The sequence below is a fragment of the Pseudomonas sp. S2_E01 genome (genome assembly GCF_054668365.1).
This window is the reverse complement of record NZ_CP162762.1, coordinates 3112235-3128290: the sequence shown is the minus strand read 5'-3', so window position 1 is coordinate 3128290 and position 16056 is coordinate 3112235. Positions and strand designations below refer to the sequence as shown.

The window sequence follows — 16056 nt, the reverse complement described above, 5'->3', positions numbered from 1 at the left end:
CACATTGGAGTTATTTGTCATGGCTTTGGCCCATTCCCTTGGATTTCCGCGCATTGGCCGCGACCGCGAATTGAAGAAAGCACAGGAAGCCTTCTGGAAGGGTGAGCTGAGCGAAGAGGGCCTGCGCGCCGTTGGCCGTGAGCTGCGCAAGAGCCATTGGGATCTGCAGAAAAACGCCGGCATCGAGCTGCTGCCGGTCGGCGATTTCGCCTGGTACGACCAGGTCCTGACCCATTCCCTGATGTTCGGGGTGATCCCTGAGCGCTTCCGCCCAGCCAATGGCCAGGCTTCATTGCAGACCCTGTTCGACATGGCGCGTGGTGTCAGTAACAGCTGTTGCGGTGGCGCACATGCCCAGGAAATGACCAAGTGGTTCGACACCAACTATCACTACCTGGTCCCTGAGTTCACCGCCGACCAACCATTCCAGCTGGGCTGGGAGCAGTTATTCGAAGAAGTCGAAGAAGCCCGCGCGCTGGGTCACAACGTCAAGCCCGTAGTGATCGGCCCGCTGACTTACCTGTGGCTGGGCAAGACCAAGGGCAGTGATTTCGACAAGCTTGACCTGCTGGACCGCCTGCTGCCGCTCTACGGCCAGATCTTCCAGCGCCTGGCCGCGCAGGGCGTCGAGTGGGTTCAGATCGACGAGCCCATCCTGGTACTCGACTTGCCACAAGCGTGGAAGAACGCCTTTGAACGCGCCTACAACCTGATTCAACGCGACCCGCTGAAAAAACTCGTCGCCACCTACTTCGGCGGTCTGGAAGAAAACCTCGGCCTGGCGGCGAACCTGCCGGTCGATGGCCTGCACATCGATCTGGTCCGCGCTCCAGAGCAATACCCGACCATTCTCGATCGCCTGCCGGCCTATAAGGTGTTGTCGCTGGGTGTGGTCAACGGCCGTAACGTGTGGCGCTGCGACTTGGAAAAAGCGCTGGCCACCCTGCAACACGCCAACGAGCGTCTGGGTGATCGCCTGTGGGTGGCGCCGTCCTGCTCGCTGCTGCACAGCCCCGTGGACCTGGGGCGTGAAGACAAGCTCGATGCCGAACTGAAAAGCTGGCTGGCGTTTGCCGTACAGAAGTGTGAAGAAGTGACGGTCCTCGCCCAGGCCGTCAACGAACCGCAGGCGCCACACGTGCTGCGTGCCTTGACCAACAGCCGATCCGTCCAGGCCAGCCGTGCCGCTTCGCCGCGTATCCACAAACCCGAGGTGCAGGCCCGTGTGGGGGCGATCACCGCCAACGATAGCCAGCGTCACTCGTCCTTCGACGGCCGTATCGGCAAACAACGCGTGCGCCTGAACCTGCCATTGTTCCCGACGACTTCCATCGGCTCGTTCCCGCAAACCTCGGCCATTCGTCTGGCTCGCCAGTCGTTCAAGCAAGGCAAGCTGACGGCAGCCGAATACACCGAAGCGATGCACAGCGAAATCCGGCATGCGGTGCAGGTGCAGGAACGCCTGGGTCTTGACGTCCTCGTGCACGGCGAAGCCGAGCGTAACGACATGGTTGAATACTTCGCCGAGCAGATCAACGGCTACATGTTCACCCGCTTTGGCTGGGTGCAAAGCTACGGTTCGCGCTGCGTGAAACCGGCGGTGATCTTCGGCGACCTCAGCCGTCCGCAAGCCATGACCGTGGAGTGGATCCGTTACGCCCAGGGCCTGACCGACAAGGTCATGAAAGGCATGCTGACGGGCCCCGTGACCATGCTGATGTGGTCGTTCCCCCGCGAAGACGTGTCTCGCAAGGTCCAGGCGCAACAACTGGCACTGGCCCTGCGTGACGAAGTGGTGGACCTGGAAACGGCCGGCATCAAAGTCGTGCAGATCGACGAAGCCGCCTTCCGCGAAGGCTTGCCGCTGCGTCGTGCGCAATGGCAGGACTACCTGGACTGGGCCGTGGAAGCGTTCCGCCTCACCGCCAGCGGTGTACGCGACGAAACGCAGATCCACACCCACATGTGCTACAGCGAGTTCAACGACGTGATCAAGTCAATCGCGGCCATGGACGCCGACGTGATCACCATCGAAACCTCGCGTTCGGACATGGAACTGCTCGACGCCTTCGAAGCGTTCGACTACCCGAACGACATCGGTCCGGGCGTCTACGACATCCACTCGCCACGAGTCCCGGATGCCTCGGAAATGGCCAACCTCCTGCGCAAGGCTGCCCAGCGTATTCCCGCCGAGCGCTTGTGGGTCAACCCGGATTGCGGCTTGAAAACTCGCGGCTGGCCGGAAACCGAAGCGGCGCTGGTGCACATGGTCACGGCGGCGCGCCAACTGCGTAAAGAATTGGCCTGACGTTCGTAAGCACGTCCGAAACCGGAGCGCTGCATGGCGCTCCGGTTTTTTTATGGGAGTAAGGCAATTTGCTGGCCCCCAACGCCCGAAGTTACATAGAGAATCACTTTACTTTCAGGTGGTTAGGGCCAACTTTAAATGCGCAATCTATGGATTCCACTGATTTCCCTGAGCCTGGCGGGTTTCGCCGTCCAGGCCCAGGCAAGGGAGCTGCAAGCCAATGACCGCTACATGTGCAGTTGGGGCGCGGGCACCGCAGCCAAGGCTCAGGAGCTGAAGCTGGCGGGTGTTTCGTTGTATGCCGCGCGCAAAAAGCTGCAGACCTACAAGTTCAGTAAACCGTGGATGCGCATGATGGCGATGGGCATCACCGAGCAAACCTACGACAGCCCTACACGGATGAAACCCGAAGCCTTGCGCCGCAGCTTCAATGAGGACTGCCTGCGCTACAAGGTGGCGCGCAAGTGATCTACAGCGCCTGGTCGATCAGCTCAAGGTAAGCGGGGCTGGCGGAGATCGAGTTGTGTCCCACGCCCGATATCACCTTCAGCACCGCCACCCCTTGGGCGAAGTGCCGATAGAGCGCTTCTGTGCTGGAGCGGGGGATGATGTCGTCCTGTTCTGCGGCCAGCAACAGGGTCGGAATCGAGATATGCGCGGCATATTTCCAGGAGTCGAAGCGGTCCTTGAGCAGCCACTTCACCGGAAAGATCGGGTACTGGCGCACGGCGAGTTCTTCCAGGCTGTTGTAGGGCGTGATCAGGATCAGCCGCGCCGCCGGGCGCTGGCTGGCCAGGCGTACCGCAACCCCTGAACCGAGGCTGCGGCCGACCACCGCGACTTGTGTATGGCTGCTGTATACCTTGTCGAACAGGGTCAGGGCGTCGCGGGCAATCGCTTCTTCCGAGGGCTTGCCCGTGCTGCCGCCAAAACCGCGATAGTGCATTAAATAAAGGGCGTGGTCAGGAAACGCCTGGGAGAATTCCTCCAGGTTGCGCGATACGTCCTCTGCATTGCCACCAAAATAAATGAGCGCTTTTGGCCCATCGTGTGGTCTGACGGTCACTTGCACCTGCGCGTCGTCCACCTCCAGAGTGAGCCTCGGTGCTTCGATCGTGGCGGGCTGCGGGAAGTAGATCAGCGCACGCTGGAACACCAGCAGCGCGACACAGAGTGCCAGGTACAAACCCGCGAGGATGGCGACGAGAATTATCAGGGTGCGTGACATTCGGCTAACGTTAGTGCGTGGCATTGATTGCTCGGGGTTCTGAAATACGAATTGCCGGTACCTGTCCCTGTCCCTGTAGGAGCAGCCGGTCGACGCTCGAATGCTCGCGATGGTCGTCAACGATGACGCTGGCTGTCTGAATGCCTGCGGTGCCTGGACCACCATCGCGAGCATTCGAGCGTCGACCGGCTGCTCCTACAGGAATCGAGTGTAGTTGAACGTAGGGGCAAACCATGGACCACACGAATGGACTCACGCGCAGACGACTGCTCACGCTGACGGCCGGAGCCACGGCGGTGCTCACTCTCGATCCGACCTTCGCGATCACCGCGTCGTTCGAGGAAACTGGAGGCAAGAACATGCTGACCCGCGCCATTCCTTCCAGCAACGAACCCTTGCCGATGGTTGGCGTGGGCACCTATCGCGGTTTTGATGTGGCGCCTGCCGATCCCGCCTACAGACAGTTGCCTGGCGTGCTCAGTGCATTGTTCGAGAAAGGTGGCACGGTGATCGACAGCTCACCCATGTACGGCCGCGCCGAGCAGACCACGGGTGAACTGTTGTCGATTCATGAGCCGCGCTCGCCGGCCTTCCTGGCCACCAAGGTATGGACCCGGGGACGTGAGGAGGGCATCGCTCAGATGGAACAATCCTTCCGGCTACTGCAAACCGATCGCATCGACCTGATGCAAATCCACAACCTGCTGGACTGGAAAACCCACCTGCCGACCCTGCGCCAGTGGAAGGAAGAAGGGCGTATTCGCTACATCGGCATCACCCATTACACCGCTTCGGCTTACGACGAAGTTGAAGCTGTGCTCAAGGCCGAGGCGCTGGACTTTTTGCAGATCAACTACGCGCTGGACGACCGTGGAGTGGAAAAACGCATTCTGCCGCTGTGCCGGGAGCGCGGCGTTGCGGTGATCTGCAATCGGCCCTTTGGCGGCGGTAATCTGCTCGCACGTTTCAAGGGTAAACCGCTGCCAGGCTGGGCCGCACAAGTCGGCGCCACCAGTTGGGCGCAACTGGCGCTGAAGTACCTGCTGGCGCACTCGGCGGTGACCTGCGTGATTCCCGGCACCGGCAACCCGCGCTACATGGCCGACAACGCCGGCGCCGGCTTTGGCCCGATGCTGACCGGCGCGCAACGCGAGCAGTTGATCGATATGGTGAGTTGAGCCCTGTGGGCGCGGGCTTGTCGAATCGTCGCACCGCCGCGATGGTCGTCAACGATAACGCGATAAGCCTGACGCCCCGCGCCGGCCTTGAGTCCATCGCGAGCAAGCTCGCTCCTGCAAGCGAGCCTGCTCGCGATGATTCCCGGTTAAACGAGATACCGCCGAAACCACGCCAACGTCCGATCCCAGGCCAGTTTTGCCGCCGCTTCGTCGTAGCGCGGGGTGGAGTCGTTGTGGAAGCCGTGGTTGGCGCCGGCGTAGATGTGCGCTTCGTAGGTCTTGTCCGCCGCTTTCAACGCCTGTTCATACGCCGGCGCACTGCGCCCCGGTCCTGGCCACCTGTGCATCCTGTTCGGCCTTGACACCGGATACGCCGACCGCGCCTATCACCTGGCCGTCAACGACAACCGGCACGCCACCTTCCAGCGGGGTGAGCACAGGCGCCGACAGAAAGGCAAAACGGCCGCCATTGACCATGTCTTCGAAACCCTTGGACTCGCGTCGGCCCAGCGCCGAGGTGCGGGCCTTTTCCGTGGCGATGTAGGCGCTGCTCGGCGTGGCGCCGTCCAGGCGTTCCAGGGCCAGGGGATGACCGCCGTCATCGACGATCGCGATGCTGACCGCCCATCCGTTGCTCTGGGCTTCATTGCGGGCGGCGGCGAGGATATGGCTGACTTCGGCCTGTCCGAGGATGGCTTTGCTTTTCATCGCGATTCTCCATTGAGCGGTGAGGGCAGGGCTGCGTCGACCAGTTCGATCCAATGCCGCACCGGCGTGCGGTTGGCGCCGTCCAGGTGCGACTGGCAGCCGATGTTGGCGGTGACAATCACGTCCGGCTGACCGCTTTCCAGGGCGTTGAGTTTGTTGTCGCGCAACTGCCGGGCCAGCACGGGTTGCGTGATTGAATAAGTGCCTGCCGAACCACAGCACAGGTGAGCATCCGGCACTTGGGTGAGGTTGAAACCCAGGCGGACCAGCGTCGCTTCCACCGCGCCGCCGAGCTTTTGCGCGTGCTGCAAGGTACAGGGACAATGGAAGGCCAAGCGCTGATCGCTGGAGACGCCGAGCGTTTCCAGCGGTTCGTCCCGCAGCACTTCCACCAGGTCGCGGGCCAGCGCGCTGATCTTTTTCGCCTTGGCCCCATAGGCCGGGTCGTGTTCGAGCAGATGGCCGTAGTCCTTGATGAACGCGCCACAGCCACTGGCAGTTTGCACAATCGCCTCGGCGCCATTTTCGAGGTGCGGCCACCAGGCGTCGATGTTGCGCCGGGCGCGGTCCAGCCCCGCCTCCTGGGCGTCGAGGTGGTAATCCACTGCGCCGCAGCAGCCTGCCTCGCGGCAGGCAATGACGCTGATCCCCAGATTATCCAGCACGCGCGCGGTCGCCGCATTGGTGTTGGGCGACAGCCCCGGTTGCACGCAGCCCTCAAGTAACAGCACCTGTCGTGCGTGACGGTTGTGGGGTAGGGCCTTCATCGGCGCCGAACTGCGCGGCAATTTCGCCTGCAGCGTATCGGGCAACCAGGTCCGGAACACTTGGCCACTGCTGACCAGTCGCCTGAACAGCCCGGGATTGGGCACCACCCTGCGCAAGCCTTCACGCAACAACCGCTGGCCGAGCGGACGCGGCACAGCGGCATCCACCACCGCACGGCCAATGTCGAGCAAGTTGTGATAATCGACGCCGGAGGGGCAGGTGGTTTCGCAATTGCGGCACGACAGGCAACGGTCCAGATGCTCCTGGGTCTTGTGCGTGACTTTATGGCCTTCCAGCACTTGCTTGATCAGGTAGATACGCCCCCGCGGCCCATCGAGCTCATCGCCGAGCAGTTGATAGGTCGGACAGGTGGCGTTACAGAACCCGCAATGCACGCAGGTGCGCAAGATGCTTTCGGCTTCGTCGGCGCGGGGCAGGCGGCGGGCGGTGTCGCTCAGGGTGGTCTGCATGGCTCAGAGTTCCGCGTACAGGCGTGCGGGGTTGAAGATGCCCCGTGGGTCCAGTTGCTGTTTGAGACGGCGGTGGTAGCGCAAAAGTGCCGCCGACAAAGGCTGGAAAGGGCTGTCGATCAGGCCGTGGCTGTAGCAGGTGACGTGGCCGCCGACTTCTGCGACGACCTTGCGGATGAACTCCGCTTCGGCGTCCGACTTCAGCCAGCGCTGGGCGCCGCCCCAGTCGATCAATTGTCGGCCTGGAAGGGACAGTCGCGGCGTATTGTGCGGCACGGACAAACGCCACAACGGCTGAGTCTCGTCGAAGAAACGCAGCCGATGCTCATTCAGATCGGCCCAGAAAGCGGAGTCCAACCGTTCGCCGCCCAGGCGATCATGGGCTGCCGATACCGAACCTTCGCCGCCTTCAAGACGCAGGTGCAGGCGCTGCCCGTCGTGGCAGGCAGCGCTGATGGGCAGCGGTTGCTGGCCCCATTCAGCCAGGCGCAACAAGGCGCGGTCGCTGTCCATTTCCAGGCTGATGCTCAGGGTTTGTCGAGGTTTGGGCAGGACCTTGAGCGACACTTCGGTGATCACCCCCAGGCTGCCGAAACTGCCGGCCATCAGGCGCGACAGGTCATAGCCGGCGACGTTTTTCATCACTTCGCCACCAAACCGCAGATGCTTGCCGTGCCCGGTGATCACCCGCGTACCGAGCACGAAATCGCGCACCGAACCGGCCCAGGGTCGCCGTGGCCCCGACAGCCCGCTGGCAATCATCCCGCCGACTGTGGCGTCGTCGCCAAAAGCAGGCGGTTCGCACGCGAGCATCTGCTGCGAGCCGTCCAGGATGTAGGTCAACTCGGACAGCGGTGTGCCGCAGCGGGCGGTGATCACCAATTCGGTCGGGTCATAGCTGACGACCCCGCGATGGGTGCGGGTGTCGAGCACTTCCCCGGGCACGATGCGACCGAGGAAGGCCTTGCTGTTGGAGCCCTGAATGCGCAGTGGCGTGGCGTTTTCCAGCGCCTGGTTGACTTGTTCCAGCAACGCGGCGCTGTCATCGAATGCCTGTTCACGGTACATCAGAAACGCTCCAGCTCGGGAAAGGGCAACTGTCCGGCGTGCACATGCATGGCGCCAAACTCGGCGCAGCGGTGCAGGGTGGGAATGTTCTTGCCGGGATTGAGCAGGCCGCTGGGGTCGAACGCAGCTTTGACGCCATGGAACAGCGTCAACTCGTCGCTGTTGAACTGCGCGCACATCTGATTGATTTTCTCGCGGCCCACCCCGTGTTCACCGGTGATGCTGCCACCGACGCTCACGCACAACTCAAGGATCTTGCCGCCCAGGGCTTCTGCACGCTCCAGCTCACCCGGTTGATTGGCATCGAACAGGATCAGCGGGTGCATGTTGCCGTCGCCGGCATGGAAGACGTTGGCCACACGCAGGTCGTATTCGGCGGACAACGCCTCGATCGCCTGCAACACGCCTGGCAGTTCCCGACGCGGAATGGTGCCATCCATGCAGTAATAGTCGGGCGAGAGGCGACCCACCGCCGGGAAGGCGTTCTTGCGCCCGGCCCAGAAACGAACGCGTTCGGCCTCATCTTTGGCCTGGCGCACTTCGGTGGCGCCAGCCAACTCCAGCACCTTGCGCACACGGTCGCAATCGTCGTGGACATCGGCTTCGACGCCATCGAGTTCGCACAGCAGAATGGCCTCGGCGTCCACCGGGTAACCCGCGTGAATGAAGTCTTCGGCGGCCCGAATCGCCAGGTTGTCCATCATCTCCAGCCCACCCGGAATGATGCCGGCGGCGATGATGTCGGCCACGGCGCGGCCAGCCTTTTCCACGGAGTCGAACGACGCCAGCAGCACCTTGGCGGTCTGCGGCTTGGGCAGCAGCTTGACCGTGACCTCGGTGATCACCCCGAGCATGCCTTCGGAACCGGTGAACAATGCCAGCAAGTCGAAGCCCGGGGTGTCGAGGGCGTCAGAGCCCAGCGTCAGGTGCTCGCCTTCAACGGTAAGAATTTCGACCTTGAGCAGGTTGTGCACGGTCAGGCCGTATTTCAGGCAGTGCACGCCGCCGGCGTTTTCCGCGACGTTGCCGCCAATCGAACAGGCGATTTGCGAGGAGGGGTCCGGCGCGTAGTACAGGCCGAATGGTGCGGCCGCCTGGGAAATCGCCAGGTTGCGTACGCCCGGCTGCACCCGTGCGGTACGCGCGGCAGGGTCGATATGCAGGATATGGTTGAAGCGCGCCATCACCAGGAGCACGCCTTTTTCCAGGGGCAGGGCACCGCCCGATAAACCCGTGCCGGCACCACGGGCGACCACCGGGACGCGCATCTCGTGGCACAGGCGCAGCACGCCTTGTACTTCATCGAGCTGGCGCGGTAGCACCACCAGCAGCGGCGTGGTGCGATAGGCCGAAAGGCCGTCGCACTCGTACGGCTTGAGCTCTTCCTGCTGATGCAACACCTGCAGCTTCGGCAGGCGGGTCTGCAGGGCCTGCAACAGGGCGGCCCTGTCGACGTCGGGCAGCGCGCCGTCGACGGCTTCATCATAGAGAATGTTCATGGCCGTTTTACTTTACTCCATTCAAATTGCCGCGAGGTCTCTGTAGGAGCGAGCACGTCGAACCGTCGCGATGGTGGCTCAGACGCCGCGGATATCCTGGCAGCCAGCGTCATCGTTGACGACCATCGCGAGCTTGCTCGCTCCTACAGGGGTTGAAGGCTCAATGCCCGCCCACCACCATCTGCGTGAACGGCGCCACATACGCCTGCAACGTCACCAGCCCACCCACCAGGATCGCCAGCACAATGGAATGGAAGAACACATAGCGCAGGATTTCCCCCTCATGGCCGTACCAGCGCGTGGCAGTGGACGCCACCACAATTGACTGGGCGTCGACCATCTTGCCCATGACCCCGCCGGAACTGTTGGCGGCGGCCATGAGCACCGGACTGAGATTCAGTTGCTCGGCAGTGACACGCTGCAAACCGCCGAACAGCACGTTGGACGCGGTGTCCGAGCCGGTCAGCGCCACCCCGAGCCAGCCCAGTAGCGTGCCGAACATGGGGTAGAAAATCCCCGTCGCCGCAAACGCCAGGCCCATGGTCGCATCCAGCCCGGAGTACCGCGTGAGGAAGCCCAGGGCGAGCATTGCCGCAATGGTGATCAACGAGTAGCGCACTACCCAGATTGTGCGCAGGTACTGACGGATCAGTTGCGGGATCGAATAGCCCATCAGCAATCCGCCAACGATGGCGGCCAGGAGAATTCCGCTGCCGGTGCTGGTGAACCAGGTGAACTTGTAGATGGCTTCTTCGGTTTTCGGTGTCGGCACCACCGGCGGCACTTTTTCGATCTGCTGGTGCAGAGTGGTGAAGGTGACGACCGGGGCGAAGATCGGGTTGGCTTCGCGCACGGGTTTGCCCTGTGGGTCGAGCTTGGCCGATTGAGTGACCGGATCGATGGCAGGGCGGGTATCGAACAGGTTCTTGAAGCCCTGGGTGCCCCAGGCGAACACGAATACCGTGAGGATGATCCACGGCATCCAGGCGCGCATCACCGCAGGTTTGGCGTCACTGGCGAAGGTCGCGGAAGGTTCAGGTTTCGCCGCGTGCTCCTCATCGATTTTCGAATTGTCCACGCGACCGGTCAGCGCCGCAGAAGTGTGCACGGTCGCCGGCTTCCAGACCTTGAGGAAGCCGGTCAGGCAGGCCATGGAAATCAGCGCGGCGATCACATCCACCAGCATCGGCCCGTGATAGTTGGACACGATGAATTGCGGCACGGCAAAACTGACCCCGGTCACCACGATGGCCGGCCAGATTTCCATCATCTTGCGCCAGCCGGCGAATGCCCAGATCAACCAGAACGGCACCAGAACCGAGAAAAACGGTAACTGACGACCGACCATCATCGACAGCTCCATCTCATCCAGGCCGGTGACCTTGGCCAAGGTAATGATCGGCGTGCCGAGGGCGCCGAACGCCACCGGTGCGGTGTTGGCGATCAACGCCAGGCCGGAGGCGGCCAGTGGCGAGAAGCCGAGGCCAATCAGAATCGCACCGGTTACCGCTACCGGCGTGCCGAACCCGGCCGCGCCTTCAAAGAACGCGCCGAAGCAAAACGCGATCAACAGCAATTGCAGTCGTCGGTCGTCGGTGATCCGGGCGAGCGAGTCCTGCAGCACCTTGAACGAGCCGTTCTCGGTGGTCAGTCGATGCAGGAAAATGATGTTCAGCACGATCCAGCCAATCGGCAGCAAGCCATTGGCCGCCCCGTACAGCGCTGCCGAACCCGCCATGTTGGCCGGCATGCCGAAGGCGAAGATGGCGATGACCAGTGCTGACGCGAGGGCGAGCAACGCCGCGATATGTGCTTTGATATGAAAGAAGGCAAGGGCCGCCAACATCACCACGACGGGTACGGCTGCCATGAGGGTTGAGATGACCGGGTTGCCGAACGGATCGTAAATTTGCTGCCAGACCATGTTCACCTCTGCTTTTTATTGTTGGGATTGCAGACCCCCAAAAGGGGCGGTGGCTTGTAGTATAGGTGGCATTGCGTCGCTGTCCTGTGCGCGGTAAATCGCGGATTACAGCGGTTTTTTCAAGATCAGTAGCACAGTTTTCGCGGAGGAACGCAGTGATGACCGAGCGCCATTTGCTTCACACCGAAACGCTGTCCAACGGTTGCAGCATCAAAGTCAAGACCGAAATCCTGCGCGACGGTTCACTGGGGATGTTCATCGGCGTCTACCGCCCCGATGGCGCGGCCATCGAGGAAAACGATCATCCCGCGGTGCACTTCCTCGACATGGAAGCGGCGATGGCGTGGGGAATCGAACAGGCCAAGGGCATCGGGAATGGCCAAAGAACCCTTTAAAACATTGCACGCCCCCTTGTAGGAGCAAGCTCGCTCCTACAGGTATGAAGGCAACTTCAAGCCTTGCTGGCGGCCAGATACGCCCCGAGCCGCTGCCCCATCTCTTCGCCCAACGCCTGCAAACCGCTCATCGGTCGAACCATCACTTCGAACTCGACAATCTTGCCCTGCTCGTCGAAGCGGATCATGTCGATGCCCTTGAGCGCCTTGCCGCCCACCGTGGCGCTGAATTCCAGCACCACATTCAACCCATCCGCCGTCACCAGTTCCCGGTGGTAGGCGAAATCCTGGAAGACCTTGCACACCGTGTTCAGGATCATCGAAACCACCGGCGCGCCAGGATAGGGTGAGTGCGCCATCGGCGAGCGGAACACCACCTCGGGCGCCAGCAGCGCCGGCAGGGCCTGCAAGTCACCCTGGCGGATCATCTCGTGCCATTGGCTCAACGATTGCGCGGCGTTGGGGCAGCTTCAGCTCGGACATCTTCAACTCCTGTTTTTGTTGTTCTGGCCGAAGACTGTAGCGCAACGCCTGCGAAGTCCTGCTTATGGGGATGTATTCAAGCGGTCGATGGTGGCCGCGTGGAGTTCACGATAGGCCGCCACCAACTGCTCCTGATTGAACGCAAGGTTGCGGCCGCTGGGGTTGGGCAGCACCCACACGGTTGCCTGTGCAAATGGCGTTGATTGTCTTCCCCATGCGACATCGCGCTGGCGGGACAGCGCGCAATACGCTGCTTTCCCGAGAAAGGCGATAAAACGTGGCGCATGCCGGGCGATCTTGCGCTCGAAGTCCACCGCTGCCGCCTGAAACTCCCCGATCGACAACTGATCCGCCCGGGCCGTTGGCCGCGCTACCACCGCCGTCAAACCGCACTGATATTGCAGAATCGTGCGGTCATCGTCCGGGCACAGCTGCTGCGGTGTGAATCCGGCCAAGTGCAACGTGCGCCAGAAGCGATTACTCCTGCCGCTGAAGTGATGTCCTTGGGCGGCGGCCTGCAGACCTGGATTGATCCCGCAGAAAACAACGGTCAGGTGATCGGCCAGGATGTCCTCAAGCGCCATGGCACATCACGTTGACCGCGTTGCGCGCCAGCTCGGTCAAATCCTCCCGGGATTTGCCCGCCCTCGCACGAATCGAAATGCTGTGCAGCAACGATGACGCCAGCACCGCCAGGGCGGCCGGGTCGGCACTTTCGGGCAGCTCGCCCTGTTCGATCGCTGAGCGCAGGCGCGTTTCCAGATCGGCATCCAGGCGGCTCAGACGATCCGACAGCACCTCACGTATCTCCGCGTCTTCCACCGCTTCAGTGGTCGCCGTGCCGATGGCGAAGCAGCCTCGAGGCTGGCCGTCACCGGAAAAATAAATCGACAGTTGCCCCTCGTAAAACTGCAGCAATGCCTGGCGCACCGTCAGTTCGGTGTCCGTCAGTGCCGCGTGCATGGCCGCCGCTGCCACTTCCCAATATTGCTCGAGTGCCTTGATGTAGAGCGCATGTTTATCGCCAAACGCCGCATACAGGCTCGGTCGGTTCATGCCTGCCGCCGTGGCGATGCTGTCCAGGGACGCGCCGGAATAACCCGTGCTCCAGAAAACGCCCAGTGCCTGCTGCAAGGCTGTCTGCGGGTCATAGGCGCGAGGGCGGCCACGCCCTTTGCCTTCGGTCGGTTTATTTTGTGCCATGTCGTACAAAATCCTTGAGAAGGGGATCGATCTGTGGATATTCTTACACCATCGCACAAAATTAAGGAATCAGAAATTCCTTGGTTGCAGGTTTGTTGAAGCGCAGCTCGAACCGGGTGGCGCGACTACGAAACAGGTGCGGCGGGGTGATCCCCCGTTTTGCGCACGGTAAGGCTGTTTTGAGTGGGCATCCGCCCGATTTCCCGGTTAAAGGTGCATTCGATCATGACCAAGCAATTCGATATTCCAGCCACACAAAGCTATGCGCATCCCGAGCCGAACCCGAGCGATGCACCCGGCAGAAAACCTCTCAAGGAAAGCATTCGGCCACTGTTGATGGTCGGCGTTCCGGCGTTCTTCGCCGCGGTCGGCTATGCGCACTATTTGGCCGGCGAGCCCTTTGTTTCCACCGATAACGCCTACGCCCGAGTGGCGAAGGCGTCGGTCAATGCGCGGATCTCCGGGCAGGTGGTCGAAATCGCCGTCGAGGACAACCAACTCGTGCGAAAGGGCCAGGTGCTGTTTCGCATCGACCCCAAGCCTTTGCAGATTGCGGTAGACCGCGCCGAAGCGCAGTTGAGCGTGGCACGCCTGCGCATCGACGGCCTCAAGGCCAGTTATCGCCAGCAACAGGCCGAATTGCAATCGGCCCGGGAGTCGGCGGAGTTCGATCAGAAAGAGTTCGCTCGCAAGAAGGCGCTGGTGGCTTCCGATTTTGTCTCGCGCGCGGTTTACGAGCGTGCCGACACCGACGTAAAAGTCGCACGCCAACGTATTGCCGCTGTCGAGCAACAGCTGGCCAACACCGTTGTCGCCTTGAACGGCAATCCCAACATCAATGCTGACAGCCATCCGACTGTTCGCGAGGCGAGGACGCAGCTCGACGAGGCGCAGTTGTACCTGTCGTACGCGACCGTGTACGCGCCCGCCGACGGTATCGTTGCCAAGGTGGACGATTTGCAGGTCGGCAACTACGTCAACAACGGTGCACCAGCGTTCGCGCTGCTGTCCGATCGTGAAATCTGGATCGAGGCCAACTTCCGTGAAACCGACGTCACGCACATGCGTCCCGGTCAGGAAGCCACCATTCGCATCGACACCTATCCGGATCACCTGTTCAAGGCTCACGTCACCAGCATGAGCCCCGGCGCCGGTTCGGACTTCGCCTTGTTGCCCCCGGAGAATGCCACTGGCAACTGGGTGAAGGTGGTACAGCGGGTGCCGGTGCGGCTGGAGCTGGATGAGGCGAGTCCGGCGCTGCCGCTGTATTCGGGCACCAGCGCCACGGTCAAGGTCGACACCGGTCATCGCACGCCCTGGTGGCATCCGCTCAAGGCGCTGTTGTCCGCCGGTGCCGAGTCATGAACGCCCGGGCGTTGAGGCTGGCCGCGTTGCTGGCGACCTACATGCAGTCGGCGAACCTGCCGCTGCCGAACGCGATATTGCGGTTGATCCAGGGCAGCCTGTCGATGACCGACGATCAGGCTGGCTGGATCTTCACCGCGTATCTGGCGGCGAGCGCCATCACCATGCCCGTGGCGCAATGGTTGGCGGCGCGTTTCGGTTTGAAGCGCATGTACCTGTCGACGCTGGTGTTGTTCGCGCTGGGTTTGATTCTTGGCACGTTGGCAACGACGCCGTTGCAGTTCATCGGCGCGCGGATCATCCAGGGCCTGGCCAGCGGGGTGATCGCGCCGCTGTCGATGGCGATTGCCCTGGAGACCCTGGCGCCGGAAAAACGCATGAAGTTTGGCGCGACGTGGACCGCTGTCGTGCTGCTGGGCATCGCCAGCGGCCCGAGCATCGGCGGCTGGATCGGTGAGCATTTCGACTGGCGGGCGACGTTCTATATCAGCATTCCCCTGACGGCCTACCTCTTCATGGTGATGGCGCTGTGCCTGGAAGAGAAGAAAGCAGCCAAGGCACCAGCCTTCGATTTCTTCGGCTTTGGCACGTTCACACTGGCGTTGATCGGCCTGCAAATGGTCCTTGACCGTGGCGAACGCCTGGACTGGTTCGCCTCCACCGAGATCTGGGTGGAAGCGTTGGGCAGCGCGCTGGGCTTTTACCTGTTTGCCGTGCACCTGTTCACCCGCAAAGTGCATTTCCTCAACAAGCGCCTGTGCGCCGATCGCAACTTCGTGCTGTCGACGATCATCTTCTTCGCGGTCGGTTTTGTGCTGTTGTCGACCATGGCGCTGACGTCGCCGATGCTCGACGAGATTCTCGGCTACCCGCCGGACACCACCGGGGCGCTGACGATTCCCCGTGGCCTCGGTCTGGTGGGCGCGTTCCTGTTGATGGGGCGGGTGCCCGAACGCTTCGATCGCCGCTGGTTCATCGCGGGCGGAGTGGCCGTGGTGGTTTACGCGAATTGGCTGATGCTCGGCTATTCGCCATTGATGGACTGGTCGCCAGTGGCGGTGGCGGGCGCGATTCAGGGCATCGGTATTGGCATGCTGATGCCGGCGCTGGCCAAGGTTGCGTTCAGCACCCTCGATCCGGCGCTGCGCCCGGAGGGCACGGGCTTGTTCAACCTGTTGCGGGTGTACGGCAGCACCCTGGGAGTCGCGGTTGTACAGCTGTTCTTCTTCAACAACACCCAGGCGATGCACATGGCGCTGGCCAGTCAGGTCACGCCCTATCACGCCCTGGCATCGAGCTCTCTGCAAACGCTGGAAGGGCTGAATCACCTGATCACTCACCAGGCGGCTTTTATCGCGGTGATGGGTCAATTCAAGATTTTGCTGGTGGCGATGCTGGTGGTCAGTCCACTGGTTGTCTTTCTGCGCAAGCCGGTTGCGGCTCACTAGATTTTGTGGAG

14 protein-coding genes and 2 pseudogenes are annotated in these 16056 nt (G+C 62.0%); 6 read left to right on the top strand and 10 right to left on the bottom strand.

Annotated elements, in window-relative coordinates:
* Positions 1 to 19: 19 nt before the first annotated feature.
* On the top strand, positions 20 to 2308 hold the full coding sequence (metE, locus tag AB4O36_RS14285; RefSeq protein WP_460142074.1) for a 5-methyltetrahydropteroyltriglutamate--homocysteine S-methyltransferase: 2289 nt from the start codon (positions 20 to 22) through the stop codon (positions 2306 to 2308).
* Positions 2309 to 2446: 138 nt separating this feature from the next.
* The gene (locus tag AB4O36_RS14280) at positions 2447 to 2776 is read left to right on the top strand and encodes a hypothetical protein (RefSeq protein WP_460142073.1); all 330 of its coding nucleotides are present in this window, start codon (positions 2447 to 2449) and stop codon (positions 2774 to 2776) included.
* 1 nt (position 2777) lies between these two features.
* On the opposite strand, the gene AB4O36_RS14275 is transcribed toward AB4O36_RS14280, so the two are convergent.
* Positions 2778 to 3560: an alpha/beta hydrolase gene (locus AB4O36_RS14275; RefSeq protein WP_460142072.1), complete on the bottom strand. Its 783-nt coding sequence runs from the start codon at positions 3558 to 3560 to the stop codon at positions 2778 to 2780.
* A gap of 209 nt (positions 3561 to 3769) precedes the next feature.
* Here AB4O36_RS14275 and AB4O36_RS14270 point away from each other — a divergent pair, with 209 nt between their 5' ends.
* Positions 3770 to 4714 carry an aldo/keto reductase gene (locus AB4O36_RS14270; protein ID WP_460126233.1) on the top strand — a complete coding sequence of 315 codons (945 nt, stop codon included), beginning with the start codon at positions 3770 to 3772 and terminating at the stop codon, positions 4712 to 4714.
* A 146-nt stretch (positions 4715 to 4860) separates the two neighbouring features.
* Here AB4O36_RS14270 and AB4O36_RS14265 read toward each other — a convergent pair.
* The 6 genes and pseudogenes from AB4O36_RS14265 to AB4O36_RS14240 all read right to left on the bottom strand — a co-directional run.
* Positions 4861 to 5028: pseudogene (locus AB4O36_RS14265) on the bottom strand (dienelactone hydrolase family protein); the annotation flags it as partial.
* Positions 5018 to 5422 (bottom strand): heme-binding protein, encoded by a 405-nt coding sequence (locus tag AB4O36_RS14260; protein ID WP_460142071.1) that lies wholly within the window; start codon positions 5420 to 5422, stop codon positions 5018 to 5020. The gene AB4O36_RS14260 and the pseudogene AB4O36_RS14265, both read right to left, overlap by 11 nt.
* Positions 5419 to 6660, bottom strand: a complete 1242-nt coding sequence (gene glcF / locus AB4O36_RS14255) for a glycolate oxidase subunit GlcF (protein WP_460142070.1) — start codon at positions 6658 to 6660, stop codon at positions 5419 to 5421. Before glcF ends, AB4O36_RS14260 begins: the two co-directional genes overlap by 4 nt.
* Before the next feature lie 3 nt (positions 6661 to 6663).
* Positions 6664 to 7728, bottom strand: coding sequence for a glycolate oxidase subunit GlcE (gene glcE / locus AB4O36_RS14250; protein WP_460126227.1), 1065 nt, complete (start codon positions 7726 to 7728; stop codon positions 6664 to 6666).
* Positions 7728 to 9227, bottom strand: coding sequence for a glycolate oxidase subunit GlcD (glcD, locus tag AB4O36_RS14245; protein WP_460126225.1), 1500 nt, complete (start codon positions 9225 to 9227; stop codon positions 7728 to 7730). The genes glcE and glcD overlap by 1 nt, the downstream gene beginning before the upstream one ends.
* 160 nt (positions 9228 to 9387) lie before the next feature.
* The gene (locus tag AB4O36_RS14240; protein WP_460142069.1) at positions 9388 to 11151 is read right to left on the bottom strand and encodes an L-lactate permease; all 1764 of its coding nucleotides are present in this window, start codon (positions 11149 to 11151) and stop codon (positions 9388 to 9390) included.
* Positions 11152 to 11309: 158 nt separating this feature from the next.
* On the opposite strand from AB4O36_RS14240, the gene AB4O36_RS14235 reads away from it, so the two are divergent.
* Complete coding sequence (locus AB4O36_RS14235) at positions 11310 to 11546, top strand: hypothetical protein (protein WP_460126221.1); 237 nt, start codon at positions 11310 to 11312, stop codon at positions 11544 to 11546.
* 56 nt (positions 11547 to 11602) lie between these two features.
* Here AB4O36_RS14235 and AB4O36_RS14230 read toward each other — a convergent pair.
* The 3 genes and pseudogenes from AB4O36_RS14230 to AB4O36_RS14220 form a co-directional block, all read right to left on the bottom strand.
* Positions 11603 to 12029 (bottom strand): annotated as a pseudogene (locus tag AB4O36_RS14230) (nuclear transport factor 2 family protein).
* 62 nt (positions 12030 to 12091) lie between these two features.
* On the bottom strand, positions 12092 to 12613 hold the full coding sequence (mug, locus tag AB4O36_RS14225; protein WP_460126218.1) for a G/U mismatch-specific DNA glycosylase: 522 nt from the start codon (positions 12611 to 12613) through the stop codon (positions 12092 to 12094).
* Positions 12603 to 13232 carry a TetR/AcrR family transcriptional regulator gene (locus AB4O36_RS14220; protein WP_460126216.1) on the bottom strand — a complete coding sequence of 210 codons (630 nt, stop codon included), beginning with the start codon at positions 13230 to 13232 and terminating at the stop codon, positions 12603 to 12605. The genes mug and AB4O36_RS14220 overlap by 11 nt, the downstream gene beginning before the upstream one ends.
* Positions 13233 to 13457: 225 nt before the next feature.
* On the opposite strand from AB4O36_RS14220, the gene AB4O36_RS14215 reads away from it, so the two are divergent.
* Together AB4O36_RS14215 and AB4O36_RS14210 are read left to right on the top strand one after the other, a co-directional pair.
* The gene (locus tag AB4O36_RS14215; protein ID WP_460126214.1) at positions 13458 to 14597 is read left to right on the top strand and encodes an HlyD family secretion protein; all 1140 of its coding nucleotides are present in this window, start codon (positions 13458 to 13460) and stop codon (positions 14595 to 14597) included.
* Positions 14594 to 16045, top strand: coding sequence for a DHA2 family efflux MFS transporter permease subunit (locus tag AB4O36_RS14210; protein WP_460126212.1), 1452 nt, complete (start codon positions 14594 to 14596; stop codon positions 16043 to 16045). Before AB4O36_RS14215 ends, AB4O36_RS14210 begins: the two co-directional genes overlap by 4 nt.
* The last annotated feature ends 11 nt before the right edge of the window (positions 16046 to 16056 follow it).

What these genes read in the sequence shown, in the direction of transcription:
- AB4O36_RS14215 (WP_460126214.1), top strand. Translation starts at nt 13,458, where the DNA reads ATGACCAAGCAATTCGATATTCCAGCCACACAAAGCTATGCGCATCCC.
- AB4O36_RS14275 (WP_460142072.1), bottom strand. Translation starts at nt 3,560, where the DNA reads ATGCCACGCACTAACGTTAGCCGAATGTCACGCACCCTGATAATTCTC.
- AB4O36_RS14210 (WP_460126212.1), top strand. Translation starts at nt 14,594, where the DNA reads ATGAACGCCCGGGCGTTGAGGCTGGCCGCGTTGCTGGCGACCTACATG.
- glcF (WP_460142070.1), bottom strand. Translation starts at nt 6,660, where the DNA reads ATGCAGACCACCCTGAGCGACACCGCCCGCCGCCTGCCCCGCGCCGAC.
- glcD (WP_460126225.1), bottom strand. Translation starts at nt 9,227, where the DNA reads ATGAACATTCTCTATGATGAAGCCGTCGACGGCGCGCTGCCCGACGTC.
- AB4O36_RS14240 (WP_460142069.1), bottom strand. Translation starts at nt 11,151, where the DNA reads ATGGTCTGGCAGCAAATTTACGATCCGTTCGGCAACCCGGTCATCTCA.
- metE (WP_460142074.1), top strand. Translation starts at nt 20, where the DNA reads ATGGCTTTGGCCCATTCCCTTGGATTTCCGCGCATTGGCCGCGACCGC.
- AB4O36_RS14280 (WP_460142073.1), top strand. Translation starts at nt 2,447, where the DNA reads ATGCGCAATCTATGGATTCCACTGATTTCCCTGAGCCTGGCGGGTTTC.
- mug (WP_460126218.1), bottom strand. Translation starts at nt 12,613, where the DNA reads ATGGCGCTTGAGGACATCCTGGCCGATCACCTGACCGTTGTTTTCTGC.
- glcE (WP_460126227.1), bottom strand. Translation starts at nt 7,728, where the DNA reads ATGTACCGTGAACAGGCATTCGATGACAGCGCCGCGTTGCTGGAACAA.
- AB4O36_RS14270 (WP_460126233.1), top strand. Translation starts at nt 3,770, where the DNA reads ATGGACCACACGAATGGACTCACGCGCAGACGACTGCTCACGCTGACG.
- AB4O36_RS14220 (WP_460126216.1), bottom strand. Translation starts at nt 13,232, where the DNA reads ATGGCACAAAATAAACCGACCGAAGGCAAAGGGCGTGGCCGCCCTCGC.
- AB4O36_RS14260 (WP_460142071.1), bottom strand. Translation starts at nt 5,422, where the DNA reads ATGAAAAGCAAAGCCATCCTCGGACAGGCCGAAGTCAGCCATATCCTC.
- AB4O36_RS14235 (WP_460126221.1), top strand. Translation starts at nt 11,310, where the DNA reads ATGACCGAGCGCCATTTGCTTCACACCGAAACGCTGTCCAACGGTTGC.